Annotated in this window: 19 protein-coding genes and 1 pseudogene; 9 read left to right on the top strand and 11 right to left on the bottom strand. The window is 56.9% G+C overall.

All coding sequences use genetic code 11. From position 1 onward, the window contains the following. Positions 1–64: 64 nt before the first annotated feature. The gene (locus U9R80_RS16710) at positions 65–652 is read right to left on the bottom strand and encodes a hypothetical protein (protein WP_301842745.1); all 588 of its coding nucleotides are present in this window, start codon (positions 650–652) and stop codon (positions 65–67) included. Positions 653–989: 337 nt separating this feature from the next. After that, complete coding sequence (locus tag U9R80_RS16705) at positions 990–1,238, bottom strand: integrase (protein WP_442964914.1); 249 nt, start codon at positions 1,236–1,238, stop codon at positions 990–992. A 794-nt stretch (positions 1,239–2,032) separates the two neighbouring features. On the opposite strand from U9R80_RS16705, the gene U9R80_RS16700 reads away from it, so the two are divergent. Further along, the gene (locus U9R80_RS16700; protein WP_301842747.1) at positions 2,033–2,548 is read left to right on the top strand and encodes an AAA family ATPase; all 516 of its coding nucleotides are present in this window, start codon (positions 2,033–2,035) and stop codon (positions 2,546–2,548) included. A 383-nt stretch (positions 2,549–2,931) separates the two neighbouring features. On the opposite strand, the gene U9R80_RS16695 is transcribed toward U9R80_RS16700, so the two are convergent. Together U9R80_RS16695 and U9R80_RS16690 are read right to left on the bottom strand one after the other, a co-directional pair. After that, positions 2,932–3,894, bottom strand: coding sequence for a bifunctional GNAT family N-acetyltransferase/nucleoside diphosphate kinase regulator (locus tag U9R80_RS16695; protein ID WP_301842748.1), 963 nt, complete (start codon positions 3,892–3,894; stop codon positions 2,932–2,934). A 476-nt stretch (positions 3,895–4,370) separates the two neighbouring features. After that, positions 4,371–4,676, bottom strand: a complete 306-nt coding sequence (locus tag U9R80_RS16690; RefSeq protein ID WP_301842749.1) for a hypothetical protein — start codon at positions 4,674–4,676, stop codon at positions 4,371–4,373. Positions 4,677–5,156: 480 nt separating this feature from the next. Between U9R80_RS16690 and U9R80_RS16685 the strand changes: the two are divergent. Beyond that, positions 5,157–5,335: pseudogene (locus U9R80_RS16685) on the top strand (DUF4113 domain-containing protein); the annotation flags it as partial. Positions 5,336–5,446: 111 nt separating this feature from the next. On the opposite strand, the gene U9R80_RS16680 reads toward U9R80_RS16685, so the two are convergent. Both U9R80_RS16680 and U9R80_RS16675 read right to left on the bottom strand, forming a co-directional pair. Then, positions 5,447–5,911: a hypothetical protein gene (locus U9R80_RS16680; protein WP_301842750.1), complete on the bottom strand. Its 465-nt coding sequence runs from the start codon at positions 5,909–5,911 to the stop codon at positions 5,447–5,449. A 701-nt stretch (positions 5,912–6,612) separates the two neighbouring features. Beyond that, positions 6,613–6,831: a hypothetical protein gene (locus U9R80_RS16675; protein ID WP_301842811.1), complete on the bottom strand. Its 219-nt coding sequence runs from the start codon at positions 6,829–6,831 to the stop codon at positions 6,613–6,615. 805 nt (positions 6,832–7,636) lie between these two features. On the opposite strand from U9R80_RS16675, the gene U9R80_RS16670 reads away from it, so the two are divergent. The 3 genes from U9R80_RS16670 to U9R80_RS16660 all read left to right on the top strand — a co-directional run bounded on the left by U9R80_RS16670 (position 7,637) and on the right by U9R80_RS16660 (position 8,831). Then, on the top strand, positions 7,637–7,918 hold the full coding sequence (locus tag U9R80_RS16670; protein ID WP_301842751.1) for a DUF3224 domain-containing protein: 282 nt from the start codon (positions 7,637–7,639) through the stop codon (positions 7,916–7,918). A 103-nt stretch (positions 7,919–8,021) separates the two neighbouring features. Beyond that, positions 8,022–8,318 carry a hypothetical protein gene (locus tag U9R80_RS16665; RefSeq protein WP_301842752.1) on the top strand — a complete coding sequence of 99 codons (297 nt, stop codon included), beginning with the start codon at positions 8,022–8,024 and terminating at the stop codon, positions 8,316–8,318. 150 nt (positions 8,319–8,468) lie between these two features. Further along, on the top strand, positions 8,469–8,831 hold the full coding sequence (locus U9R80_RS16660; RefSeq protein WP_301842754.1) for a VOC family protein: 363 nt from the start codon (positions 8,469–8,471) through the stop codon (positions 8,829–8,831). 75 nt (positions 8,832–8,906) lie between these two features. On the opposite strand, the gene U9R80_RS16655 is transcribed toward U9R80_RS16660, so the two are convergent. Beyond that, on the bottom strand, positions 8,907–9,353 hold the full coding sequence (locus U9R80_RS16655) for a hypothetical protein (protein WP_301842755.1): 447 nt from the start codon (positions 9,351–9,353) through the stop codon (positions 8,907–8,909). 62 nt (positions 9,354–9,415) lie between these two features. Next, positions 9,416–10,102, bottom strand: a complete 687-nt coding sequence (locus tag U9R80_RS16650) for a TetR/AcrR family transcriptional regulator (RefSeq protein WP_301842756.1) — start codon at positions 10,100–10,102, stop codon at positions 9,416–9,418. A 212-nt stretch (positions 10,103–10,314) separates the two neighbouring features. Here U9R80_RS16650 and U9R80_RS16645 point away from each other — a divergent pair, with 212 nt between their 5' ends. Together U9R80_RS16645 and U9R80_RS16640 are read left to right on the top strand one after the other, a co-directional pair. Further along, a complete protein-coding gene (locus U9R80_RS16645) occupies positions 10,315–11,154 on the top strand; it encodes a TauD/TfdA dioxygenase family protein (protein ID WP_301842757.1) in 840 nt (279 codons plus the stop codon). Positions 11,155–11,205: 51 nt separating this feature from the next. Next, on the top strand, positions 11,206–11,976 hold the full coding sequence (locus U9R80_RS16640) for a class II aldolase/adducin family protein (RefSeq protein ID WP_301842758.1): 771 nt from the start codon (positions 11,206–11,208) through the stop codon (positions 11,974–11,976). A 63-nt stretch (positions 11,977–12,039) separates the two neighbouring features. Here U9R80_RS16640 and U9R80_RS16635 read toward each other — a convergent pair whose 3' ends face one another. The 3 genes from U9R80_RS16635 to U9R80_RS16625 form a co-directional block, all read right to left on the bottom strand. Beyond that, the gene (locus U9R80_RS16635) at positions 12,040–13,662 is read right to left on the bottom strand and encodes a methyl-accepting chemotaxis protein (protein ID WP_301842759.1); all 1,623 of its coding nucleotides are present in this window, start codon (positions 13,660–13,662) and stop codon (positions 12,040–12,042) included. A 235-nt stretch (positions 13,663–13,897) separates the two neighbouring features. Then, positions 13,898–15,691, bottom strand: coding sequence for an alpha/beta fold hydrolase (locus tag U9R80_RS16630; protein ID WP_301842760.1), 1,794 nt, complete (start codon positions 15,689–15,691; stop codon positions 13,898–13,900). 272 nt (positions 15,692–15,963) lie between these two features. Then, the gene (locus U9R80_RS16625) at positions 15,964–16,434 is read right to left on the bottom strand and encodes a GNAT family N-acetyltransferase (protein WP_301842761.1); all 471 of its coding nucleotides are present in this window, start codon (positions 16,432–16,434) and stop codon (positions 15,964–15,966) included. Between the two features lie 103 nt (positions 16,435–16,537). Here U9R80_RS16625 and pdxR point away from each other — a divergent pair, with 103 nt between their 5' ends. Further along, entirely contained in the window at positions 16,538–18,019 is a 1,482-nt protein-coding gene (gene pdxR / locus U9R80_RS16620) for a MocR-like pyridoxine biosynthesis transcription factor PdxR (protein WP_301842762.1), read from the top strand. Between the two features lie 147 nt (positions 18,020–18,166). After that, the gene (locus U9R80_RS16615; protein ID WP_051939439.1) at positions 18,167–18,367 is read left to right on the top strand and encodes a hypothetical protein; all 201 of its coding nucleotides are present in this window, start codon (positions 18,167–18,169) and stop codon (positions 18,365–18,367) included. Positions 18,368–18,388 lie beyond the last annotated feature (21 nt).

Here is an 18,388-nt window from a genome sequence, read left to right as displayed (position 1 = left end):
ACCGCGTATTCAAAGGCTTAGAGACGATCTTTACCCATACTGCTGCATTACTGGATTCTGCTGATCAACTGATGACGAGTGTGGAGCTATGGTGGCTAGCCCCATATGAAAACAGATGATCCTCATCGCCAGACGCCTCATGCAGCTTCGTTAAGACAGCTTGAACATCTTCCCGAGCTCGCTGAGCAAATTCGCTATTGGCTATAAGCACCTCCCAGTCAGCAAGCAGCATTTTCTCGTGCTCGACCTGATAGTCATTCACTGTCATGGTCTTCGGCTTATAGCTCAAGTCCATCGTTTTCCCGTGTGCAATGGCATTCCGGAAACGGAAAAGCTTGTCCACGGTTTGCAGTGGCCGACCTCCAAAACCAAGTGGAAAGTGCACATCAAACTCGTGGCACAGCAGCTCCATTTTTTCAAGCGGGCTCAGCCGCTCAAGAGCATTCCACACAGGCATGTGGCGCACGCCGAGATGATTCATGTACGCCTCGAAGCAAAATGCCGTGAGGAGGGAGCTGGAGAGAAACTGCCACGAGCAGCCTCTGGGGTCGGCCAGGCCTACATCAAGCACGCACCTGGACGCATGCCACAGCTCGGAATAGGTGTGGACGGTGCGCTGCTTGGTGACAACGACTTCTGGATCCTTTGGCATTTCAAATCCTTCGAGATGATGGCGAATTGATGGAGCGCTCTAAGCCAGATTATGGTCGGAAATATGGCGAAAATCAGTTCCGCAACTTCACCCACGCCCCTTTATTTTAAAGGGTTGCAGGCCATCTAAAACCAGGCCAGTGCGGAAATTAAAAGCTTGTAAGCTATTGAAATTAAAGAAATAGCATAGCGGATTGCAAATCCGTCTACGCCGGTTCGATTCCGACCTCGGCCTCCATTATTGAAAGCCCCGCAGATTAACGTCTGCGGGGTTTTTCGTTTGGGCTAAAAAAGCCGATCATTTCCGCATCTTTAGGCATCGTTTCCGCATCAGGCCTTTACTTGGTCGGGCTGACCACCTCGCCAACGCGGCGATAAAAGCGCTTGGTGATCTCTTCCTTGGAGTGCCCGAGCAGCCTGCTCGCATGGCTGATGTCCTCAATCTCCGACGCCGCCTTCGGTCGAATATCGCGGAACTGGAACTGCCGAACTTTGATGGCCAGGTCCGCGTTGCCATCGGCGATTAGCTTGCGCGCTGCCTTGTCTCGCGCCTCGCTGAAGCGGTTCCTCAGCATCTCCCAGCTCATTCGTAGGCCCGAGTCATTGGTGGTGACGAAGCGAACTTCTCACATTGCGTCGAGAGAACGTCAAGGCGAAGCATGCGCTGCTGGAGGACACAAAGAACGGAACCCGCCGGTTGGTTCCGCTCTCTCGTTGCTTCGATCACCTTCTGCCCAGCCAGCGGTGGTACAGCATTTCAACACGCGTGGGCATATCCAGCGCAAAGCTGTCGTCTTCGATAATCACGGTGCCACCTACCAATACTGTTTGGATATACAGTAATTGATGTAGGATAATCCTGACAAGCCCTGGGTGATGAACTGTAGGGAAGGGGTTGCTGCGCTCGATCTCGATAGCCGTTAACTATACTGCTAGCTCTCTATGTGGAGGCAGCAGTGGAGTTCGGAGAGTCTCTTCACCAACTGAGGGCAACGGCAATGCACAGTTTCGCGAAAGCACGACTTGTGGACCTAAAAGCAGCGATTGTCGGGGCTGGAATCGAAATCTCGCTGAAGCTTAGGGGAACTCATCGAGATACGAACAAGACTTTTATGACCGTTTCAGCCAAGAAAACTGGCCTTCTAGGAGGCAAAGAGGTCGTTGGAGTGTGTCACGATTTAGAGTGGTGGTTTGTTGATCTCGAAGATTGGCCGAAAGGCCCGGAGCTACTGGACAAATGGGGGATTCCATACGAAGTCTCAGATCGGGGTTTTTAGGATGACATCGCTGAAGCCTAGGCTGCTTGCAGTTGACTGAAGCGGGGATTGCCGTAGAATCGCGCCCCCAAAAAAATCAGTATGCATAGCGAAAAGGGGCCTCGATGCAACGGGTGATGATTGTTGGTCAGGCTGGCTCCGGAAAAAGCACGTTGGCGCGTAAACTCGGCGAGCATACGGGCTTGCCTGTTGTTCATATCGATACCATTCATTGGCAGCCAGGGTGGGTTGAGCGGAGCTGGGACGAAAAAACTCGCCTTTGTCGGGAGGTCGAGGCGCGTGATCGTAGGATATTTGAAGGAGGCCATTCAGCCACTTGGGACAACCGATTGGCCCGCGCAGACCTTTTGATATGGATTGATCGTTCGGCGCCCCTTAGGTTTTGGCGTGTACTGCTCAGAGCACTGCTTAACCACGGTCGGCCTCGACCTGACTTACCGGAGAACTGCCCCGACCTGCTGACTAACCTGCCAGTGTTTTTCAGGTACATGTGGCGGACGAAAAACTCAACACGAATGAAGATAGAGCAGCTTGTGGCGACTGCGCCATCGGCATGCCGTGTGGTTTATCTGCGGTCTAATCGGGATGCCCGGATTTTTCTCTCGAGCATTGGAAAATGATCCTCTGCTACAGGCCTGGCCCACTCGGGCCGAGTTCGGTGTGTATATAAAGGAAGGGAATCGGTCGGCAGGACGCTGGAGAAGGGGTGATGAAGTCGTGGGACAAATCTGGGACATCGAATGTCCCAAATGGTAATGAATGCAGATGCATGAGCATTAGGGGGCGCCCTTTATTTACGGGGGCTCCCGCGATTAGACCCAATGAAATTTGAGGTCGATAACGGATTGCAAATTCGTCTACGCCGGTTCGATTCCGACCTCGGCCTCCAGTCCGCTTCTGCCCGGTCATAAACGGTGAACGGCGCGGCCTATGACTGGTGGTCTGCATCAGGCACGGAAACCCGGCCCGCGCCTGATGGACCAACACTGAGCTAAAGGCGCAATTACAGGTGGAAGTCGCCAGCGGCCTCCGGCTGGTAAAGCACTTTCCTGATCCCAATCCGGCGGGTCCGATCAGAAACTCGCCAGTCGATGGCGTCCCCCTCCTGATAGCCCAGAATGGCGGCGCCGATGTCGGAACACACGGAATGCTTCCCGGCGCTGCTGTCCGCGTCTTCAGGGTAGACCAAGGCCACTTCGATCTCTTCGTCGTCCAGCTGCAGCAAGGCCCTAGAGTTCATCGTGACGACATTGCGCGCCACCTGCTGCGGCTTGACGACAATGGCTCGCTCAAGCTCATGTTCGAGTTCAACAACGACCGAGCCTTGCTCGAGCGCGATCAGACTCTCGAGCCTGGCCTTGTCGATTTCAGTGATGTAGATCTCAGTGGAGTCGCCAGCGGCACCTTCGCGCAAGAACTGGAGATAGCGCCCCGCCGTCATGGAAAATGACTTCAACGCCGGCGTTTCGCTCTCAAGCAGAAAGCCGCTACGCAGAAAGGCTTTCAGCGAGCGCGCGTTGTCCGGGTGAATCTTGGCGATGAGCTTCTTGGCCCGCATGTCGAGGAAGGCAAGTTTCATCCCTTCGCGGATCGTGCGGGCGCCAAGGTTTCGGCCCCATTTGTCGCTGTCTCCGATGACCAGGACTATCTCGCAATTCGAGCCGGTCTTGATGAGACGGACAAAGCCCACCGGGGCGTCATACCGGTCATAGGCCATAAAGAATCGGCCGCCACGGTTGAATAGATGGGTCAGGATCGGCAATTGAGTCCGATCGATGGCTTGCTCGATGGAGCGGGAAACATGACGCGAGTCGCTCAGATAGCAGGTAACGCGCTCATCCTCCAACCAATCCATCAGCGTCAGCGCATGTGCCCGAGTAATTTCAGGGCACAGCGAAATGAAAGGCTTGTTCATCTTCACCACAGTTATTCGTAAAGGATGAAAGCCCTTCATGGCCATGGCCATGACGGTTCTTTCGGCAACCGGCTATTTTACGACATAACGCGAGTAAAGCCGAACAGCCTGCGCACCTTTCCTTCAGGCAATAACGTGCCCGTTTGGGCGTTGATTGGAAGCTGAAAGCCATAGTGCGCAACTCTTTTGACGGTTCTTCTTATCCAATCGGTAGCTCCACCAGAGTGTGGCGATACCGAGAACAACCAGCAGTGCTATTTGATATATTGGCACTATTTTCTCCGTGAAAAATTAGACACGCAGAAGGGGTTGGCTGCGTCGTGCAAAATTTTTCCGAAGTGCTCAAGTGCGTGACGAGTGAACGGCGATTTGATGGGGGCTATTGATCATGGCCTGAAGAAAAGAAAGACCTGCGAGCAGGCCTATGGTGGCCTGCTGCAATAACGTTCAGGAGTAGCGAGAGCAATGGTGATTTTTCTGGTTGTTTTTCCAGGTTTTTAGGTTATTGCTCTATATCGATCGATTTATTAATTTGCAGATTCGCTTCGGCAGCTCTCGCAGCGCCATCCTTTATAAGGCTCGGATTTCTCAAGGGCTGTAACCAATTCACGGCCGCCTATAGTATTTTGGCAGTTGTTGTGTTTTTCATTTGGTTTTTTCATGCCCTCGCATTTTTTTTGCAGGAAGGGGCTTACCACTGCCTGTTGCTTTGACGAAAGCGCTCTAAATCCCTTGTCGACGGCTAGCTGGGCGTAGCTTTGTACGCTCGGCTTTTCATCTTGAAATGCGTTCTGCGCGATAAGGGCCGAGAAAATCTCTCGCTCGATAGTCATTCGTTAATCCTTTATCCAACCAACAAGTTTGCTCATGCTGTTTCTTGTTCTGAGCAATGCGAAAGCATACGTTACCATTGGGTGGTGCTTTAATGAACTGGGTTTCCATCCAGCTTTTAAAGGCAAGGTTTCTCATTTTCGGGCAGTAAATGTTGGTTTCTTTGTGTTTAAAATATTTCAAGAGGTCTTTGTTACAATTTATTTCTTATTCGGTGAGGCGGAGAAGTTTCACTTTGCACCTTAACGGGGGTCGTGCGCTGAGCGAAACTCCTGTAGTTCGCGATAAATTCAAGGGTCGCGACACTTTTTATGAGCTTCTATTTTTTATAAGAGATGCACTGTGCAAGTAGTAAGGTTCCGCTATTTCCTCTCGCAGGCTGTCGACCAAATTCGCACGGTTGGTACTGTGTGCGAGGCGACCTGTACTGCCCTAACCAATTAACAGGGAGCTGAATCATGGATGACCTGGACGAAAAAAACGCCGCGGCGCAACCAGCCGAGTCGACCAGGGTGATAGCTGTTCTGGACCTGATCAATGAGCAGTGGGGTAGGGGCACGCTGCGAGCGGCGTGGGTACCGATGAACCCGGGTTGGGGAGGCGCCGCGAGATGATGAGCCAGGGCTTTACCACCAGGCTGGATCAGTTGTGGAAGGTATCGCTGCAGAGGGTGCCGGGCGGAGTAGGGTGCCGTGGGGGGCTGTATGATCCCTCACGGCGGCCACTCTCTTGAGCTCGAACCTTGAAAATGCTCAGCAATGCTTGGCTGAAATTACAGCGGGCATGGCTTGCCAGAAACTTTGTTCACCAGTCCTCCGACCATATCCCGCGCTAACCGCTCTCGCCCTCCAGCAAAATTGAGGACCCGGGTCTCCTGCCAAATTGACTGAGTCTCTTTATTTCTGCAAACAGCGGAAACGGATTCAAAGATGTTATCTACATCAACGCTGACCTCGACGAGGCCAACAACGTTCTCGTTGTACAAAGCAAGATTTCGCGCCGCAAACCAGGAAAGCTTAGGTGCAACAGCATCCGCATTGAGCACTTGGGCGACGTTCGTTGCAGCCCATTCAAAACCCGGAGTGGCAACGACGATGACGGTGCCTGGGGGGTAAGGATTCGAGGGGCCAGATGGAGTGCTTACAACGTTCGGGTCCCTTATCAGCGCCTGTTGGGGGTGCGATGCGCAACCTCCAAGTGCGAGCGAAGCGAGTACCAGCAAAGTAGCCTTGTTCATGAATGATTCCCAAATAGAGGCCGCTAAGGTGCCACTTGTCGGTAACGCTGTCTATTCATCGTCACTGCGGTAATTTCGGCGGATTGGAATCTAACTAACTGTAATGTTTCACCGGCACTGAACCATCACAGGGAGGCCCATGGGTAGGTCGGTTTTAGCATGGGGACGGTGTAGTAATCGGTTCCAAAACTGAAGCGGCGAGCCCTGTAGAGTGCGGCTTTCAGGGTGGTTGGAGTCCTAAAGTATTGGAACTGAAAAGCGCCTCAAAGCCGCCTCCAGGATAGCGATGTAAGTATCGCTTCTTGGCGTCCGTTGTCACGGGGCAGGCCCAGGGGTACTTTTGGGCAGCTATAATTCGGGGCTCATGGGGAGGTAATGGCTATGACTACTTACGCTGTGACTGCCGCTAGACATGACGAAGATGGAAGGCTGATTGCGCTTCAGGGCCAAGAGACGCATGGTCATCCGGCTAACGCCTTGTCTGAATCGTCCAAAGCGTTGCTCGACTTCTCCGTTGCGGAGGTGCTGGGGTTGATAGAGAGTGGCGATACATTCCACCTCGTGTTCCATTTGTCAGAAGCCCCCGTTGGGGCTGGATTAATAATCCCCGACGGAAACGGGTCGTTGACTGAGGAACAGTGCATATCAGGGAGAAGGATCGCCGATCTTCCTCCGTTTTGAAGGCTGGACTGATTCGTCGATCAGGCGGTTTTAGCTTGCTGTTCAGTAATGCGCCACGGGTCATTGGTCCAGGCCAGACCAGCCACCGTCACCGAACTGCCCATGCCCATCTCCAAGCGAGTACTGGCGCTGACACCACCGCAGAAAAAGTCGACCACAGTTTCATTGTCCTGCGGATCAATGCCCAGGTGGTACTGGGTTTTGAAGTCGAAGGCGGGATTTTTCTGAAATGCAGACATGAGCGTTCCCCGCCGGGGTGGCGTGATCTGTTGAAGTGGATAGGCGCCATTTATCTTGCGAGTTGGCGCTAGGGGAGATGGTTAGGTAAAGTCCGTGCTTTTTTTCGATTGGCAGGAGAGCCAAATGAGTAACAGAGCACTTGTGGTGGCTTTCGGGTTGGTCATGACCACGGCATCTACCATCAGCGGATACTGCGCATACGAAACGAGTCAGTTAGTACGGAAGGCCTACTACACGGATTCGGACGCTGCCGAGCTGAACTTGAAATCTGAATACGATGTGGATCGCGCTGAAGGCAGCTCTAAGTAACGTCGATAGCTGTGATAGGCCAAGGCAAAAAGCGCTGGCGGGCAGCGCCGGCGAACCTTGATGAAGCAAATTGATCAAGCATCGAAGCCATAGTGCTGTGTTTCGCGTTCACTCCGGTAGGCAAAGCACGAATGCGGCTTTTGTCGGTTTCAATGATTGCCCTGCTTTTTAGCGGTTGTGCTGAGCTGACATCTTCGCCACCCCCCTATTCATATGTTGTGCCTATGGTCTGACCCGGACGTGTAGATCAACGCAGAGTAAGCACCGCCCTCCGTGGCCGGATGCGGCATATATGAGTTGGAATAGAAATTGCCCTACCTCCCAAATCAGCCGATCAGTGGGGGATGGTTATGATTGAAGAGATGCTGTGTTTCATGATCGCAGTGATCGTGATAGCGGTCGCCGTGGATACGGTGGCCATCTACATCTACTTTAGAAGCAGTCCTTGAGAACTTAGCATCTGCCCCAATCGCCCCCTAATATGGGTGTGGCGGCATGCCTCAAGGTGCAATTTGGTCTTTTCGCAGCAGCGTCCAAGGTTCCGCCGGCTACGTTGCCATGGAAGCTGTGCACGGAACCTTGCGCTGTCTGAGCGGTAGCTTCGTACTTCAACACAGTTCGACAATGAATCGTGGGGCCCCCGTTCAGTCTATTACCGTCGTTCCTGATTCCGGAACTGAAGCGCTTTGCGGGCTAGCTGGCAGCTTGGTCATCACGATCGCTGACGGGCAGCATTCATACAAATTCGACTACGCGCTACCCGATCATCAAATTTGATTTTTGTTGGTTGGCTGGCGGGTTTTGTCGCCGGGGTGGCGTCACTCGTTGAAGTGGGCTATTGCTGATGCTTCGGCACTTGGCCGAATCAGGAGATGATTCGATGAAGCAGCTACTGTTGGGCGCTTTGCTGGTTTGCGCTGCTGGCTTTGCCAATGCGGGCATTCCACTGGTGAATGCAACCTGCCCAGGAAACATTGAGGTACACGCCGACGAAGGTGGGCCGATCTACATCAATGGCAAAGAGGCTAAGTTGAAGAAATTCAACGACAACTATTTCGAGGCAAAAGGGAGCGGGGTAACTGTATCGCTCAGCATCAAGCCCGATGGCACGCCTGATGTGTCGTATACCGGCAAGGGTGGTGCGAATGGCGTCTGCGAGCTGACAGATCAGGACTGACCAACCCGTAACGGGCGAGCAGCGCCGCAGGCTCAGGTTTTGGTCAGGCCAGAAAACCTGGCGTTTGCAGTTGAGCTGTTCGCAGTAGCGTTGGCCGACCCGGCCCAGTTAGACCGGTGATAGAGTGCGAGCACAAACAAGGAGATGTAGATGAGTAAAGGAAAGGATAGTCAGATCGATAATATCGAGTTCAATGTCGGCAACATTGAACGCAGCAAGGCATTCTATGGTGAGGCGTTCGGCTGGAGCTTTGTTGACTATGGCCCGACCTACACAGAGTTCAGCGATGGGCGCTTGACGGGCGGTTTTGCAACGGGGGCGCCCGTTCGATTTGGAGGTCCTTTAGTGATCCTGTATTCGGACGATCTCGAAGAGTCGCAGCGTAAACTGCTATCGGCAGGCGCTACTATTAGCCAGGAGGTGTTTACTTTTCCCGGCGGGCGTAGGTTTCACTTCATCGATCCGGATGGTTATGAGTTGGCCGTTTGGAGCGCGGAGATGCCCGGTAACTGACCATCCCCGTTCTGATCTCCTATAAAAAAGCCCGCTTGATAGTGGGCTTTTGTGATCGCCTTCTTGACTGACAGCTTACGAGACAGCTGAAACAGCAGGTTTGCGCTGCAGGCGCTTTTTCAACAGATAGACGCCACCGGCAATGATCAGGTTGAACCAGCCCAGCATCACACAAGCGGCCGCGGTGCTGAGAAAAAATACAGAAAAGTAACGGGCTACTATTTTCACCCAGGTCTCGCTATTGGCCGCTGACCGCCATATTCCAACGAACGTGACAAGGGCATAGCAGCCTACGGGTACGGCAACGCCGCGAATCGCGGCAAGCGTCCAACCAGCGCCACTGCTTTGATCGCCGTTCAATACATACGCCACGTATCCCATCGCGACTGCCAGCACAATACTGCCCCCGATCACCCCAAAGCCCCAGAATGCCTGAGACAAGGAATATCCGCCGGCGAACAGCTTGGTTTCTAGAAGTTTGTGGCCGAACAGGCCTACCAGGATAGCCATGACTATGCCCATCTACATCTCCTTGGGGTTGTGGCTAATTGCCATCTCCTGTTTCGGCCTGTTTTGCGCAAGCTTTAATAGGCGTCGAAAGCGGACGGTCGCAAGCAACCCATAGCCATGGCCACGAGGCTGTCGAGCAAGGCCGGATGCTCCAGCTGCGCCGGCATATCCTCCAGTACCGAGCGGATGACACTGCGCAACCCCTGTCCGAGCAAGTAAGCCGCCAAGGCGGGGTGCTCCGTGGTGATCTCCTGCTCATATAGCTGCAAGAGCGGCAGCCAGGTGGCTTCGATGAATTCACCTGTGGTGTGGTAAGGGCCGCGCCACATCCCCAGGTGCAGGGCGGAGTGGTAACGCAAGTGAAAGGCCTTGTTCAATTTGAACAGGCGAGTTTCGACACGAATGATGTTGGCCAGAATATCGCGCAGTGCCGATTTCAATGGCACGCCAACCAGCCTCTCGCGCACCCTAAGTAGTTCCTCGGATTCCTCGTCGAGCACACGCTCGTACAGCAAGGCAACGATCGCGTCCTTGTTGGGGAAATATTGGTAGATCGAGCCGACGGCGACCCCTGATGTTTCCACGATGCGGGCGACGGTCAGCGCTTGCTCACCGGCCTCATCCAGAATTCGCAGGCACGCCTGCTCCACGGCTTCGACCAATGCGCGAGAGCGCGACTGGGTCGGCCGCTTGCGTAATGCGGGAAGCTGCTTTGGCGAAGACTCTAGGCTCATCGTGGTTTCATCACCTTGGTTGTTCATGGGAAACCGAGCGGTGCATTTTTCGTTGTACTAAAACTTTAAAATAAATTAATTAAATCAATTAGTTAGAAACAAGTTTGGTCGCTTGCGGAAGGCGAATATCTCAGCCATCGCGACGTCAGTATGATCGTTCTCGTCAATCAGACATCGTCTAAACGCGTAGTAATGCGCCCCATAAGATCGGATGCTCCAACCTTGCCGGGAGATTGCCCATGCCTTCATCTTTCACCCTCCAGCCCCTTGGCCCAAGCCTGGGCGCCGAAGTGCTTGATCTGAATCCGGCTTCATTGGTTTTGCCAGAAACATTGGCAGCGCTTGAGGCGGCACTGTTCAAACATGAAGCCATCGTGTTGCACGTCCCAGAATTAAGCCCCGAACAACATTTGGCGATTGCACAGTATTTCGGTGAGCCAGAAGTACATACCTTCTATCCCAACCTGGGCGAGGGCTTTGAACAAATCACTGTGATCGACTCCAAGCTGGGCGATCGAGCGGATATGTGGCACCACGACGAGAGTTTTCTACCCAGCCCGCCGATTGTCACCATGACTCACGCCCGCATCCTGCCGCCATGTGGCGGCGACACCTGCTGGATCAGCATGACCAGCGCCTACGATGCGCTGTCCGAGCGCATGAAGCACTACCTCGAAGGCCTCAGCGCCTGGCACGACATGAACGGACCCATGACGGCAGCGCTACGCCAGAACGTCGTCACGCACGAGCGCTATGTCGAGGTCATCAAGGCCAACCGGCGGCACCTGCATCCGCTGGTCATTCGGCACCCGGTGACCGGTCGCAAGGCGCTGTATCTGAGCCCGACCTACACCACCCATATCGACGGCCTGGCCAGCCCCGAGGGCGATGCCATCCTTGCCTTCCTGCATGCGCATTGCCAACACGTTCAATTTGGCTTGCGCCACCGCTGGCGAGTCGGTGACATGGTGCTCTGGGACAACCGTAGCGTTCTGCACAACGCCATCCTGGACTATCAACCGCACCAACGGCGCATGCAGCGCACCTCGGTCTTCGCTCGCGGGTCTTTTTGCGGGTAATTCATGATTGGTCACTCACCGCTTTTGACAGCCCCTCAAAAGGAAACCTCTATGTCGACGGACACGCTGAACAAGGATTTGCTGGCCCGCTACGCGCCCAAGCCGGGTCGCTATGCGCTGTTGCCCGAATTGACCCCACACCAGACCGTGGCGCTGCTATGTCGGGTGTTGCATCGGGAGGGGTATAACGATCACATCGCCGGCCATATCACCGCTCGCCAGGACGACGGCACTTACCTGGCCAATCCGTGGGAGCTCACCTGGGGTGAAGTGACGGCCTCGGATATCGTGCGCCTCGATCCGCAAGGGAAGGTGATCGAGGGTGAGTGGAACATAACCCCGGCCATCAACCTGCACATTGATGTACACACCGCCCGGCATGACGTCGGCGTGGTCATCCACAATCATCCGCAGTGGGGATCCGTGTGGTCGGCGGCCGGGCGTGTTCCACCGATCTACGACCAAACGTCCGCCTTGGTTGACACTGACCCGGTGCTCTATGACGAGTATCGGGGCACGGTTGAAGACAGCGAGCGAGGCCGCGCCGTCGTGGATGCTCTCGGTACGCAAAAATGGGCGTTGCTTGCCAACCACGGCGTGCTGGTGGTGGCCAACGGGATTCGCCAGGCTCACTTGTGCGCGATCACGTTGGAGTGGCGCAGCCGCTTGGCCTGGCATGTCGAAATGCTCGGAGGCGGTTCACCGTTGCCCGCCAGCGTCGCGCGCGCAACCGGAGGACGTACAGATGAAAATGGCTTCCCATTCCTGTGGGAAGCCATGGCTCGCGAGGAAATCCGGCGCGATCCCACCGTGCTTGAGTAGGCCTGCTCCACTTACCAGAGCGGCTGGACCTGGCCCAGCCGTTTTGATGGCGACCGTGTCGTATTAAACCGTAAACCTCAACACGAGACCGTTAAGCGAAACGGCCAGGCGCGACAGCTCCTGGCTGGCAGCGCTGGTTTGTGTCGCGCCGGCGGCGGTCTGCGAAGCCAGGTCGCGGATGTTGGCGAGGTTGGCATCCACTTCCCGGGCGACGTGCGCTTGCTGTTCGGCAGCACTGGCAATCACCAGGTTGCGTTCATTGATCTGTGTGAACGAGGAGGCAATCTGCTCAAGGGCCTGCCCGGCGGCGTGGGCCACCTCCAGTGTGTCGCGCGCGCGGGTATTGCTTCCTTTCATCGCATTGACGGCCAATTCCGTACCGCCTTCGATGGCCTTGACCAGGTCCTCGATTTCCTGGGTCGAGCGCTGGGTCCGGTGTGCAAGGCTGCGTACCTCATCGGCGACCACGGCAAAGCCGCGGCCTGCCTCGCCTGCCCGGGCCGCTTCAATGGCAGCGTTGAGTGCCAGCAGATTGGTCTGCTCGGCAACCGAGCGAATGACATCGACGACCTGGCTGATGTCGCGTACCCGGCCGGCCAGATTTTCTACCTCACTGGCCGTTGTAGTGACGCCACCGGCAAGCTCGGCAATGGCGTCGACCGTTCGCAAGACTTGCTGGCGGCCTTGCTGCGCCGTCAGGTCGGACGTTCGTGTGACATCGGCTGTAGAGCTTGCGTTGCGGGCAACATCTTCTGCGGCACTGGTCATTTCATTGACCGCTGTGGCCGCCTGCTCGATTTCGCCATTCTGCTGATGAAGCCCACGGCATGCATCTTCGTTAACGGCACTCAACTCTTCGGCCGCCGACGCCAGCTGATTGGACGATTCAGCAATGGACGTGATGGTGTCGCGCAGATTGGCCTGCATCGTGGCCAGTGCGCCTATCAATTGCGCAGGCTCATCTTTGCCAACTACCACGATGCGCGTAGTGAGGTTGCCGGTTGCCACCGTCTCGGCCAGTTGAACCGACTGACGCAGCGGCAGGACGATGCTGCGAATCAAACCGATTGCCACCGCGCATGACGCCAGTGCAACGAGTAACAACGCACCGATAACACCACTACGGGCACTGTTGAAAACCTCAACGCTGTTGGCGGCAGCGGCATTGGCGCCACGGTTGTTTAGCTCGATCAGGTCGGCGAGTGCCTTGCTCAGCACATCCGCACGCTGGTTCATCTCACCGTTGATAAGGTTCCGGGCTTCGTCGAGTTGATCCTTGCGCGACAACTCGATCACCTTGCCCTGAAGTGACATGTAGCCGGCTTCGGCGGTCTTGAAGCTCTGGTACATCACTCGGTCTTCTTCGATGAGGATGGTTTTTTCGTACTGCGCCATCGCTGTTCGAGTTTCGGCCTTGAGCGAATCGATCTTGCTGTAGTTTTGCTCCAGGCTCTGTGGGTCTCGGTTGATCATGATGCGCAGTGTCAGGGCACGGATACGCTGAATATTCTGTGCGCCATGACTCAAGACCATGACCCCGGGTAACCAGTCGTCACTGATTTGCCGTGTACTTTCACGCATATCCTCTAACTGATACAGCGCAAATATCCCCAGCGCTGCGGTTAACGCAGTCACCAGACCCAGGCCAATGGATGCACGCCACGCGATACTAATGTTTCTGAGCATATTTTCTTCTTATAGGTTTAAACAGTTGGCACCCGCCAACGGCGCTTCATCCTGTGAAGCGAATCGCTGGAAAGTTAAGGCGTGAACGAGCAGTTGCTTCAAGCGCCGGCCAATAAGTCATGTTGCTCAAGCCAGCCCTTCAGCATCTGCCCTCCACGATTCAAGGATCGCGCCACGCACTCGATTCTGCCCCCCCCGTGTGGCGTAGGATCAGCTCGAATAAGAGAGGGCAGCCTCAACGTTCCATGACATAAGTGCCTGGAGCGGGGCAGAGGGGTGGGTACTTGCGCGATCCGAGCTTCTTCGGCGCCGGCAGGCTGTCACCCGAGCGCTGCCCAATCCATTCGCGCCAATGCGGCCACCAACTGCCTTGCTGGCGCTCCCCGGCGTTCTGCAGCCAGGTTTCCGGCGTCTGGGCCGCGGCTGGCGCCGCATAGTAGAACGACTTGGGGTTGCCCGGCGGGTTCACCAGGCTCTGCAGGTGACCGGCGTTGGACAGCACGTAGGTTGCGTCCTCGCCAAACAACCGGGCGGTGCCGTAGCAGCCCTGCCAAGGGGTAATGTGGTCGGTGGTGCCGCCAACCACATAGGCGCCCACCTTCACCAGGCTCATGTCGATCGACTCGCCGGCAATCTCCAGGGTACCCGGGTTGCTGTAGGGGTTTTGCTGGATCAGGTCGAGGTAGTCCGCGTGCAGCTGGGCGGGTAGCCGCGTGGTGTCGTTGTTCCACGCCAGGATGTCGAAGGCCGGCGGTTTATTGCCCAGCAGATAGTTGTTGACCCAGTAGTTCCAGATCAGGTCGTTGGGCCGCATCCAGGCGAACATGCGGGCCATGCCCTGGCCGCTCAACACGCCCTTGCGCCGGGAGCTGGCCTTGGCCGCACGCAGGGCGGACGGCGTTGTAAACAGCCCCAGGGTGGTGTCATCCAGCGCCGACGGCATGTCGAGCACGCACACGGCCCAGCTGGTGTTGACCACCTTGTGGCCTTCGCCACGGGCCGCCAGCCAGCCCAGGTAAGCTGCCAGTGTGATACCGCCCGAGCAGGAGCCCCACATGTTCACATCCGGGCTACCGGTGATTCTGCGCGCCACGTCCACCGCCTGGTCGAGGCACAGGGCGTAATCGGACAGGCCCCAGTCGCGGTGTTCGCGGGTGGGGTTGCGCCAACTGATGACGAAGAGGTTCACACCGCTGTCCTGGATCCACTTGATCAGGCTTTTTTCCGGCGACAGGTCGATGGCGTAGTACTTGTTGATTTGCGGCGGTGACATCACCAGGGGCCGGGCATAGACCTTTTCGGTGGTGGGCGCGAACTGCAGCAGCTCGAACATCTCGTTGCGAAACACCACTTCGCCTTTGGCCGTGGCGATGTTTTCCCCAACCGTGAACGGCGTGCTGTCGACCTGCCGGGGGAGCCCACGGTTGTTCAGCATATCCTGGCCGAATTGGCGGGCGCCCCTGGCCAGGCTCATGCCGCCGGTGTCCACCAGCTTGCGCAGCGCCGCCGGATTGGTCAGTGGCGAGTTGCTCGGTGCCACTGCATCGGCCAGCAGCGCGGCGACGAAATGGGCCCGGCTCTTTTCCAGCGGGGCAAGGTCGGTGGCCTCAATGAAGCGGGTCAGTTCACTTTGGCCGGCCAGGTAACTTTGCAGCAGGGCGCGCAGGAAGGCGTTGGATTGCCAGGCTGGATCGGCAAAGCGCTTGTCCTTCGGGTCTGGCGCAATGTTGGAATGGCCGCCGACGATGCCGCGCAACTCCTTGAGGTAGCCACCCAGATGAGCGCCTGCCTTGAGCGGCGACTTGCCCACGGCCTTGAGCAGGTAGCCGGCCGAGCTGGCCAGGTCCGCTGCGCGCACGCTGACCAGTGGATTGCCTGCCAGGGTCTGGTTGGCAGCCGTGCAGATCAACGCTTGTTCCTGGGTGCTCTCCGGAAGATCGACATCCTTGCGAACGCGACGCTTTCGGCTGGTCGCCGGGGAGCGTTGGGTAGTGGTTGCGGTCTCGCTCGTTCGGGTGGATCTGCTCATGTTGGCTCTCATTATTATTCCGGACGCAGTGTCCGGTTGTGATGTTCGCCACTGACTCTAAAGTGCCGCGCTCGCGGCCACGTCGCATCGCACGACAACGAATTTTCATTTCATGACAAGGGCGTTGTGGGCCGACGTGCTGAGCGGGAGGAGACCCGGGACAGTCAGGGAAAGCCCCGCAGATTAAGGTCTGCAGGGTTTTTCGTTCGGCACCTGGAAAGAGTGGTGTTGCGAAACTTTCGGGGATGAGCGCCGAAAGTTTCTCATTACCGTCAGTCCTTAGCAGGCAGCGCCATCCGGTATTCGATCACCCCCGGCTTCTCGGCTATCCAGTCGTACAGTCGCTGTGCGGTCTGGTTCGTCTCCTGGGTATGCCAGTAGAGCCGATCGCAGTGTTTCTCCTGCGCCTGGCCCTGAACAAACTCGATCAATCGTTTGCCGACCTTTTTCCCCCGGGCACTTGGGCAGACGTACAGGTCCTCCAGGTAACAGAAGTCATTACGCCCCCAGGTCGAGCGATGGAAAACAAAATGGACGAAGCCCAGGAGCCGTTCACCGTCCGTGGCTACGGCGCAGTGCACGGGCTCCGTCGGGTCGAAGAAACGCGCCCAGGTCAGCTCAGTGGTGTCCTGGCTCAGCGCCACCTTGTAGAACGCCTGATACTGGTCCCAGTAAGCAGACCATTGTTGAAAATCACTCGGCGCCAACGGGCGAACGGAAACGAATTGCTGTGCGGCTGTCATCGTGAAACCCCTTTCAGTGTGAAGAGTGGTTGGAAAGCAGCTGCATTTATAGCGATAGAATGGCCGGAGTTGCCCTGCCACTTTCTTCAGGTTAACCAGACCAATGTTCAAGCACTCACAGTTGCAGTCGGTCAAAGCCTGGATAAGCGATCCCGCTCATGGGGCGTTGTCGCTGCATGTACGTATCCAGCGGGCGATTCGTCAATTGATTCTTGATGGCGCGCTACCGGCCGGAAAGTCGCTACCGGCCTCACGGCCGTTGGCCCATTCCCTGGGTGTCTCGCGGGATACCGTGGAAGCGGCCTACAGCCAGCTGCATGCGGAGGGTTTCATCGAACGCCGCGTGGGCAGTGGAAGCTTCGTGTCGCAACGCGCTCGGCACCTGCCGCTGCGAAAGCGCCAACGCGAGGCTGTCTGCGACGGGACACCTCAACTTAGTCGCAGGGCGATGGGCATGCTCAGGAGCGGGGGCGTGGACAACTTCCAAACGTCACGTCCCTTCGCACCTGGGGTGGCCGAGACCCGGCACTTTCCCCTGGCCATCTGGGAAAAGCTGGAGCGCCAGGTGTACAAGGAATATGGCACCCAGGCCCTGGAGCACAGTGAGCCCCAGGGCATGGCCTCACTGCGCAGTGCAATCGCTGACTACCTCAACCTCGAACGGGGGGCGCAGGCGTCTGCCGATCGGGTGCTGATTCTCACCAGCTCACAGCAGGCGCTAGGCCTGTGCGCCCAGGTACTCATGGATGCGGACGACCAGGTGCTGGTCGAAGACCCGCTCTACCAGGGCACCCGCAAAGCCGTCGGCGCCGCAGGCCTCAAGTGCGTTCCCGTGCCGGTGGATGAATGCGGCATGCAGGTCGAGGGCATGGGCGCGCTGGCCCCCCATGCCAGGGCGGTTTTTCTTACGCCTTCCCACCAATACCCAACCGGCGCGACCTTGTCGCTCGACAGGCGCTTGCTCGCGATCGAATGGGCAAGGCAGCAGCGAGCCTGGATCATCGAAGATGACTACGACAGCGAGTTCCACTACGAAGGCCGGCCGACGGCCTGCGTGCAGGGCCTGGACGCGCATGATCGGACGCTCTACATCGGCACCTTCACCAAGTCGCTGTTCGCCGGGCTGCGTATCGGTTACCTGCTGTTGCCGCCTGCTCTCGTCGCCCCGATGACCAGCGCACGCACGCTGCAGGATGGGCATACGGCGTCCATTGCCCAGCTGACCCTGGCAAGGTTCATGGAAGGCGGGCACTACACGGCTCATGTGCGCAGCATGAGGGCGCTGTATGCCGGGAGACGGGACGTGCTGGCTGAACTGGTGCAACAGCATCTTGGGGCGTTTCTGGCGCCGCGCATTCCGGCCGGGGGGCTGCAGATGCCCTGTCATTTCGTCCAGGACCTGGCGGAGGATGCTGTGGTCACGGCGGCAAGAGCGGCGGGTATCGACCTGCTTGGGCTCGGCAGCTTGTATGCGACGCCGAGGAATGATGTTGGCGTGTTGATGGGGTTCGCGGCGCAGACGCCTGCCGAGATGCGCGCCTCGGTGGAGAAGCTGGCGAAGGTGCTTGCGGGCCTGCTCACGTAGTGTGCTGCCGGCCGCGGCTGACGAGGATCACCAGCCCCATCGCCATTGCATGCACCGCCCTGCGTGGCCGAAGGCAGCAGGGTGGCAATTAAGTGTGGGATGGGTTATTACGGGTGACCGGCATGGGGCCGGATCTAGGAGGTCGTTGTGAGCTTGAACCAAGCGCAAGTAGATGCCGTTGAACACCTTCTAATGGCTTTCCTGAAGCGGTCCGAGAGCGCCCAGATTGTGGCGAAGGTCTATGAGGATGCGTACTCCTCGATCATGGGCAGCGAGGGCCCCGTCGGCATGGAGGAGAAGGAGGCTGCGCTTGAGCATTTGAACAACCTTCGGTTGCAGCTCAAGTAACCAGCTTTCCAGGCAGATCCG

The sequence above is a fragment of the Pseudomonas sp. JQ170C genome, from assembly GCF_035581345.1.
GTDB lineage: Bacteria > Pseudomonadota > Gammaproteobacteria > Pseudomonadales > Pseudomonadaceae > Aquipseudomonas.
Note: the sequence above shows the minus strand (reverse complement) of the source record. Positions and strands in the feature narration are given on the sequence as shown.

Coding starts and splice junctions, on each gene's coding strand:
- U9R80_RS16640 (WP_301842758.1), top strand. CDS start 11,206: ATGTCGACGGACACGCTGAACAAGGATTTGCTGGCCCGCTACGCGCCC.
- U9R80_RS16630 (WP_301842760.1), bottom strand. CDS start 15,691: ATGAGCAGATCCACCCGAACGAGCGAGACCGCAACCACTACCCAACGC.
- U9R80_RS16675 (WP_301842811.1), bottom strand. CDS start 6,831: ATGTCTGCATTTCAGAAAAATCCCGCCTTCGACTTCAAAACCCAGTAC.
- U9R80_RS16635 (WP_301842759.1), bottom strand. CDS start 13,662: ATGCTCAGAAACATTAGTATCGCGTGGCGTGCATCCATTGGCCTGGGT.
- U9R80_RS16670 (WP_301842751.1), top strand. CDS start 7,637: ATGCCTCAAGGTGCAATTTGGTCTTTTCGCAGCAGCGTCCAAGGTTCC.
- U9R80_RS16710 (WP_301842745.1), bottom strand. CDS start 652: ATGCCAAAGGATCCAGAAGTCGTTGTCACCAAGCAGCGCACCGTCCAC.
- U9R80_RS16680 (WP_301842750.1), bottom strand. CDS start 5,911: ATGAACAAGGCTACTTTGCTGGTACTCGCTTCGCTCGCACTTGGAGGT.
- pdxR (WP_301842762.1), top strand. CDS start 16,538: ATGTTCAAGCACTCACAGTTGCAGTCGGTCAAAGCCTGGATAAGCGAT.
- U9R80_RS16645 (WP_301842757.1), top strand. CDS start 10,315: ATGCCTTCATCTTTCACCCTCCAGCCCCTTGGCCCAAGCCTGGGCGCC.
- U9R80_RS16690 (WP_301842749.1), bottom strand. CDS start 4,676: ATGACTATCGAGCGAGAGATTTTCTCGGCCCTTATCGCGCAGAACGCA.
- U9R80_RS16655 (WP_301842755.1), bottom strand. CDS start 9,353: ATGGGCATAGTCATGGCTATCCTGGTAGGCCTGTTCGGCCACAAACTT.
- U9R80_RS16705 (WP_442964914.1), bottom strand. CDS start 1,238: ATGAGCTGGGAGATGCTGAGGAACCGCTTCAGCGAGGCGCGAGACAAG.
- U9R80_RS16700 (WP_301842747.1), top strand. CDS start 2,033: ATGCAACGGGTGATGATTGTTGGTCAGGCTGGCTCCGGAAAAAGCACG.
- U9R80_RS16650 (WP_301842756.1), bottom strand. CDS start 10,102: ATGAACAACCAAGGTGATGAAACCACGATGAGCCTAGAGTCTTCGCCA.
- U9R80_RS16665 (WP_301842752.1), top strand. CDS start 8,022: ATGAAGCAGCTACTGTTGGGCGCTTTGCTGGTTTGCGCTGCTGGCTTT.
- U9R80_RS16695 (WP_301842748.1), bottom strand. CDS start 3,894: ATGGCCATGGCCATGAAGGGCTTTCATCCTTTACGAATAACTGTGGTG.
- U9R80_RS16660 (WP_301842754.1), top strand. CDS start 8,469: ATGAGTAAAGGAAAGGATAGTCAGATCGATAATATCGAGTTCAATGTC.
- U9R80_RS16625 (WP_301842761.1), bottom strand. CDS start 16,434: ATGACAGCCGCACAGCAATTCGTTTCCGTTCGCCCGTTGGCGCCGAGT.